Annotated in this window: 6 protein-coding genes; all 6 read left to right on the forward strand. The window is 69.9% G+C overall.

Translation table 11 applies throughout. The features are described from left to right. The coding region (locus tag ACTWQR_RS54915; RefSeq protein WP_443234876.1) for an XdhC family protein at positions 1-220 on the forward strand (220 nt) is incomplete at its 5' end. A gap of 503 nt (positions 221-723) precedes the next feature. Continuing rightward, on the forward strand, positions 724-2,358 hold the full coding sequence (locus tag ACTWQR_RS54920) for an MFS transporter (RefSeq protein ID WP_443234877.1): 1,635 nt from the start codon (positions 724-726) through the stop codon (positions 2,356-2,358). Between the two features lie 201 nt (positions 2,359-2,559). After that, positions 2,560-3,534, forward strand: a complete 975-nt coding sequence (locus ACTWQR_RS54925; RefSeq protein ID WP_443234878.1) for an Lrp/AsnC family transcriptional regulator — start codon at positions 2,560-2,562, stop codon at positions 3,532-3,534. 689 nt (positions 3,535-4,223) lie between these two features. Continuing rightward, positions 4,224-4,973, forward strand: coding sequence for an SDR family oxidoreductase (locus ACTWQR_RS54930; protein ID WP_443234879.1), 750 nt, complete (start codon positions 4,224-4,226; stop codon positions 4,971-4,973). 10 nt (positions 4,974-4,983) lie between these two features. Next, positions 4,984-5,325 (forward strand): nuclear transport factor 2 family protein, encoded by a 342-nt coding sequence (locus ACTWQR_RS54935; protein ID WP_443234880.1) that lies wholly within the window; start codon positions 4,984-4,986, stop codon positions 5,323-5,325. A 133-nt stretch (positions 5,326-5,458) separates the two neighbouring features. Then, positions 5,459-6,298 carry a helix-turn-helix transcriptional regulator gene (locus tag ACTWQR_RS54940; protein WP_443234881.1) on the forward strand — a complete coding sequence of 280 codons (840 nt, stop codon included), beginning with the start codon at positions 5,459-5,461 and terminating at the stop codon, positions 6,296-6,298. Positions 6,299-7,021 lie beyond the last annotated feature (723 nt).

The following is a 7,021-nucleotide window of genomic DNA, read 5'->3' on the forward strand; positions in this document are numbered from 1 at the left end:
CGCGCCGGACCGACTGGCCCGGCTGCGCTCCCCGATCGGTCTCGACCTCGGTGCGCGCACGCCTGAGGAGACGGCGATCTCCATCACCGCGGAGATCATCGCCCACGCCAACCAGGGCACGGGCCTGTCCCTGACCCTGGGCACGGGCCCGATCCACCGGCCGGGTCACCAGGCAGTCGACGAGCGTCGCACCCTCAAAAGCCCCCTACTGACGCCGTGACCGGGCACGCGCTCCGGGACCGCCCCTCCCGCACAAGGACTGATCTTGACGACCTTCGCCTCCACCTTTGCCGGCGCCGTCCCCGGGCCCGCATTCCAGCGCGGCCGGGACGGCTGCACCTGCCGCTCTGTCAGACCTTCGGGCACGTCGGGTGAGGCGACTGCTCACCCGGCGAACACGCCACGGTTCACGTCAGCGGGACCGTCCATCCGTCCGTCCGGTGATCCGGTCCTTCGCGTCCGGCGAAGACCGGCGCTGCTGCTACATCGACGAGCCCATGCTGTGACGGCTGCCCGGGAGGAGCCCCATTTCCGAACCGGTGGTCCTCACCGTCGACGACGATCCAGCGGTCGGACTTTCTCTGGACTTAAGGCTCGGATGTCGGTTTTCCGGGATCCGGCGGTCGTGGCTGGCTTCGGCGCCCCGGAGGGGCGGAACGTTGCGGCGGAAGTCAGCGGACCACAGCGCCTGGCACCTAAGGGAGAGAGTCTTTCGTGAACGTCATGACCACGGCGAACGCGCCGCAGGACCGGCGGGTGCCCACACTCGTCATGGCCTGCGTCGGCGTGTTCGTCGCCTATCTGCCGGTGAGCACCGTCTCGGCGAGCCTGCCCGCCATTCAGCGGGCGCTGGACACATCGACCTCGCAGCTGTCCTGGGTGAGCGTCGCGTTCGTGCTGCCCATGGCCGCGCTCATCCTCACCGCGGGCGTCTTCGGTGACGTGCACGGCCGCAAGAAGGTCTTCCAGGCGGGCCTGGCCTTCTGCGGTCTGGGTGCCCTGATCGCACTGTGCGCCCAGTCGATCGAGGTCGTCTGGGCCGGGCAGGCCTTCGCCGGTCTGGGCTCGGCCGCGTTGCTGCCCACGTCCCTGGCCCTGATCAGCCACGCCGTCCCCGACCCGCGTGAGCGCGGGAAGTTCATCGGCCTGTGGGCGACCTCCCTGATGGCCTCCCTCGCACTCGGCCCCGTCATCGCGGGCGTGATCCTCGACCACTTCGCGTGGCGCTGGATCTACCTGCTGTCCGTCCCCGCCTCGCTGCTCGCGCTGGCCGTCGCGGCGAAGCTGCTCACCGACTCCCGTGCCCCGGGCACGCGCCGACTGGACTGGCCCGGCCAGGTCACCGCCGCGCCGGCCATCACCGCTCTGGTCTACGGGATCATCGAGGGCGGCGCCGGCTCCTTCACCGACGCCAAGGTGATGCTTGCCCTGTCCACCGCCGTCGTCGCCTCGGTCGCTTTCGTCCTGGTGGAGCGGCGCAGCTCCAGCCCGATGCTGGACCTGACACTGTTCCGCAGCCCCTCCTTCACCGCCACGACACTGATCGCCATGATCAGCTTTCTCGGGCTCATCGGGTCCTTTTTCGCCCTCAGCCTCTACTTCGGCATGGTCCAGCAGCTCAGCACCCTCGAATCGGCCTGGCGGCTGCTGATGGTGTCCGTAGTGCCGCTGGTCCTCGGTGCCCCCATGGGGCGCCTGGTGCACCGGGTGTCTTCTCGGGTGCTGATTCCCGGCGGCCTGCTGGTCGTGGTGGTCGCGCTGCTGTCGCTGACCACGATCGGCGCCAACACCTCGTTCGGTTCACTGGCCTGGCGGCTGGCCCTGCTCGGCCTGGGTATGGCTTTCGTCATCACCCCGATGACCGCCACCGCCGTCAGTTCGGTGCCGTTCCACCAGGCCGGTATGGCCGCTGCCGCCAACAGCGCCTTCCGTCAGGTCGGCGCCGCCCTTGGCCCCGCTGTCCTGGGCGCGCTGCTGTCCTCTCGGGCCGTGGACGCTCTGCCCGGACATCTCACCGCCGCGGGGCTGGGCGGGGCGACGGTCCGGCGGGTCACCGAGGCCGCGGACGCCGGCGGACTGAGCGCGGTCGGCGGGCTCCGCATGGGCGCGGACACCCCGCGTGTCCTCGGCGCCCTGTCACAGGCGTTCGTCGACGGTCTTCAGCTCTGCCTGGTCGTCGCGGCCGCCCTGGCCCTGCTGGCAGCCACGGTGGGATCCGTCCTGCTGCGTCGGCCGCAGCAGTCGGTCCCACCGGACGCGGGCCCGGCTGCCTCCGTCCAAGGACCTCGCACCCCCGGCCGGCCCACCGCCGACATTCAGACGGCAGCCCGGCCGCAGGCAGCCGCCGCCCCTCAGTGAGCGTCGGCCCTGCACCGAGGTGACACCCGACGTACCGGCACGGCTCAGGAGCGGACAGCCACCACGCCGGCACAGGCGCCGTCCATGGAGATGGGCACGGCACCGTTCAGTGGCCTGGGACCGGGCCCTTCCGGTCCCGGGCCACACGGCGCTGTCGTGCAACATGACGTGAACATCACCTGCTCGAAACGGGAGCCATCGATGCAGTCCCCTTCGCCCGACGCGCTTGATCTGAAGCTGCTGCACGCGCTCCAGGTGGACGGGCGGGCGCCGTTCAGCCGTATCGCCGAGATCCTGGGAGTGTCCGACCAGACCGTCGCCCGCCGCTTCCGCAAACTGCGCACCACCGCCGGACTCAGAATCGTCGGCATGACCAACGAGAGCCTGCTGGGCCGCCAGAGCTGGATCGTCCGGCTGCGCTGCACTCCCGACGTGGCCGAACAACTCGCCAACGCGCTGGCCCGGCGCCCCGACACCTCGTACATCGATCTCGTCTCCGGCGGCACCGAAGTGCAGTGTGCCATGAAACCACGCAGCCGACAGGCCCGCGACGAACTGCTCTTCGACCGCCTGCAACGCACGCCTCAGGTCATTTCGGCCAGCGCCCACTGCCTGCTGCACACCTTCTACGGGGGTCACCTCGGGGGGCTTGACAAGACTCAAGCGCTCGAACCCGACCAGGAGGCGGCACTGCGCCTCCCGTACAGCGAGCCGGTAGCCGCCCCCATCGCTCTCGAAGGAGCGGACGAGGCGCTGCTCGCCGTGCTGCGGCGCGACGGCCGGGCAACCTTCAGCGAGCTGCAGACCAGCACCGGCCAGTCAGAGTCCGCTGTCAAACGGCGCCTGGAGGGTCTGCGCTCCACGGGCATCCTCTACTTCGACGTGGAATATGACAGCGAGTCACTCGGACACGGCATCGGCGCGATGCTCTGGCTCACCGTCGCCCCCTCCGCACTCGACGCCGCCGGACGCAAGCTGGCAGAACACCACGAGGTCCGCTTCGCCGCCGCCATCACTGGCCAGGCCAACCTCGTCGCCACCGTCGCCAGCCCGAGCACGGGCGAGCTCTACACATACCTCAGCGAGAAGATCGGCGGCCTCGACGGCGTGCAGGCCATGGAAACCGCCCTGACCCTGCGGCAGGTCAAGCAACTCACCTACGAGCCGATCCGCTGACCGCCGAAGCCTCCGGCTACCAGGCGGCGGAGATCGCACATGGCCCTTGCGTACGGACCGACGGAGCGACCGCGGGTGCGTGCCGCACCGTCGACGGACGCGCTCGTTGTCTCTTCGTCGCGCCGACTCGGGGTACAGGGCAGGCGGCCTGGCGGCCCGCGTTGTTTTCCAGCAGCCCTACGGCCCCTTTCTCATCGGCGACCAACCGGTGCTCATCCGCGTATGCCGTGCAGCGAGGTCCACAACCGGAGCACGGTGCCGACCGTCGTGCGGGCCACCACCGGCATCGAGCTGGAGGGAACACCGCAGGGCCGTCTGGTGGTCAGCCGGTGCCGGGTGGGGCCTTGGGCTGCCGGTGGCGGCCGATGGGAAGACGCTGGTTGGGCACGCGGGCGCAGTGCTGCAGCGAAGGCTCGCGGACGCTGGAGCCAGCCGGGTCCGCGCGGGTGCTGGGGTTCAACGACGGATCCACCGTTACCGCCCAGACTGTGATCCTGGCCACCGGGTTCTCCTACCGGTGGCTCGCGGCGCCCGGTCTGTAGGCGCTGACCGGCAGGGGAGTCTTCTACGGCTCAGCCAGGGACCGCCGATCCATGGACAAGCCGTCCTCTCCCGCCCCTGCGCGGGCGCTCTTACGGTCGAGGCTGCGGGCGCTCACCGGCCCGCCGTACCGAAGGAGCAAGACCCCCATGAAGATGACCGGCAACACGATTCTGATCACCGGCGGAACCTCGGGCATCGGCCTCGGTCTGGCCCTGCGCCTGCACGAGGCCGGCAACAAGGTGGTCGTCGCCGGCCGGCGCAAGGAACTCCTCGACGAGATCACGTCCGGGCACCCGGGCATCGACGGGCTCGTCCTCGATGTCGCGGACCCCGACTCGATCGCCCGGGCCCGTGAGACCGTGGCGGCGAGTCATCCGGGGCTGAACGTCCTGGTCAACAATGCCGGCATCATGCTGCCGGAGAACCTCCTGGACCCGGCCGGACTCCAGGTCGCCGAGGATCACGTCGCGACCAATCTGCTCGGCACGATCCGGATGACGTACGCCTTCCTGCCGCTGCTGGTGGGCAAGGACGACGCGGTCGTCATGAACGTCACCTCCGCGCTGGCGTTCGTCCCGTATCAGAGCACGCCGACCTACAGTGCGACCAAGGCCGCGCTGCACTCCTTCTCCGAGAGCCTGCGCATCCAGCTCGCCGGTGCTGACGCCGGCGTCCAGGTGATCGAGGTGGTCCCGCCAGGCGTGCGCACGACCCTGATGGGCCAGCAGGACAGCGACCAGTCCATGCCGTTGGACGACTTCCTCACCGAGGCCCTCGGCCTGCTGCGCGAGCAGCCCGATGGGAAGGAGCTGGTCGTCGAGCGCGCCAGGTTCATCCGCGACGCGCAGGCCAACGGCTCCTACGACGACGTCCTCGCCATGATCAGCGGCGGCTGACCGACCTGTAATGACCGACGCTGCCACATCGTGGGCGAACGCGAGCTGGACCCGCATCGTGCAGGTCCTGACCGCAGACGCGGAACGGTCAGGAAGCGTCTTCGGCTTCGCCCCGGTCGTCGCACCGGAGGCGACCGGCTCTTTCCTGAGCGCCGAGGGGCACGCGAGCGGCCCGTCTGACACGGCGAACATCGTCGTGTCGGCCGGGCCGGGCGACGAGTCCCGGCGCCGGTCCAAAGCGTTGGGTGTCCTCCACGTGGGACCGTCGCCTCAGGCCGTCTTCCATACCGGCGGCCTGCGGCGCACCGCCGACAGCCGGCGCATTCCCCAGCGGGTCACGCAGGTCGGGTGACCCTCGGGTCGTCTCGCTGCGCGCGCCCTCGGCGTCGGCGGTGCGGGCGGCTTCGTGGGGGTGGGAGAGGAGGGCTCAGCCATGGATCGGTGGTCCCTGGATAGTAGGGCGGGATGCGGCGAGGATGGGCGGCATGGACAAGAAGGAACTGGCGGAATTCCTGCGTCACCGGCGTGAGATGCTGCGCCCCCGCGACGTCGGGCTGGTCGAGGGTCCGCGCAGGCGTACGCAGGGGCTGCGCCGCGAGGAGGTCGCGCAACTCGCCGGCATGTCGACCGACTACTACGCCCGGCTGGAACAGCAGCGTGCTCCGCAGCCCTCCGTCCAGATCACCACATCTCTCGCCCGGGCGCTGCGGCTGACCCTGGACGAACGAGACCATCTCTTCGTCCTCATCGGCCACAACGCCCCGGCCCGCTTCCAGCGCTCCGAACATGTCAGCCCGACGCTGCTGCGGGTCCTGGACCGCCTGGACGACTCCCCGGCCCTGGTGCAGACCGACCTGCTCGACACCCTCGCGATGAACCCCTTGGCCATCGCACTGCTCGGCGACCAGACGCGCCACACCGGTCTGGCCCGCAGCGGCTACTACCGCTGGTTCATGGACCCGGCCGAACGTCTGGTGTATCCCGAGGAGGTCCACGAACACCACGGCCGTTTTCATGCAGCGCGCCTGAGGGCCGCGCTGACAGCCGGCAGCGACACCCCCCGAGCCGCCCGGATTCTCGCCGAACTCCAGGAACACAGCCCCGAGTTCGTCCGCATGTGGGAACTGCAGGAAGTCGCCCAACGCTCCGACGACTGCAAGATCATCCTCCATCCCGAACTCGGCCGCATCGATGTCGACGCCCAGCTCCTGTACACCGAGAACCGCGCCCAGACCCTGGTGGTGCTGACCACCCGCCCCGGCACGGAGAGCCACAGCAAACTCGAACTGCTCTCCGTTATCGGACACCAGCAGCTCACCCCCTGACGTCCTGGTCCGGGGAACGCGTCAAGGCGCGGCGCGGAAGGCCCGGACAAGTGCACCCTGGAGTGGTGCAGGCCGAACCGGATGACGCTGCAGAACCTGCTGCACAATCCTGCCTGGCTGCCTGGCTGCCTGGCTGGCATCTATGCCTACAGGCGTCGCCGGGGCGACCCGCGGCAACCCTGTAGGGGCAGCGGTGATGCATGCGGGCCATGGTCCAGGACGCCGGAAGCCGTCGGGACCGGCAGCGCGGCACCGCGTCCACCCACCTCCGTACGGCTTTTGCCCTGTGCTCTGTGGCCAGACATGTCGGCCGCGTGCGCTGTCCGGGCTCCGTGATCGGGCCGTCCAGCGTGATCAAGGGCCTTACCCGGCAGATCGCCGCTTTCGTCAAGCAGCACGGCCGACTGCCGTCGACGTGTTCGAGGCGGAGAGCACGCCTCGCATCACGCGGATGCTGCCGCTGTCCGCCTGCGACGGGCAGCAGGCCATCCTCGAACGCGCCCACGAGCCGGGCCGGGCACTGCTGCGGCCCCGAGCCCGGTGCCCGCACGGCCTTTGATAATTCGGAGGATGCCTCCGTATCGGCCTGCACCTCACCGGTGTGGGCCGTCGGCGTTCCCCGGGAGGAGCTGGTCCGGCACCCGCGGGGGAGTCCGGCGTATGGGTTCCGTCAAAAGCGTACGGGCCGCCGTATGGGAGGCGTCAACGGCGGCCCCATCGGGT

The sequence above is a fragment of the Streptomyces sp. 2A115 genome (genome assembly GCF_052245575.1).
Lineage (GTDB): Bacteria > Actinomycetota > Actinomycetes > Streptomycetales > Streptomycetaceae > Streptomyces.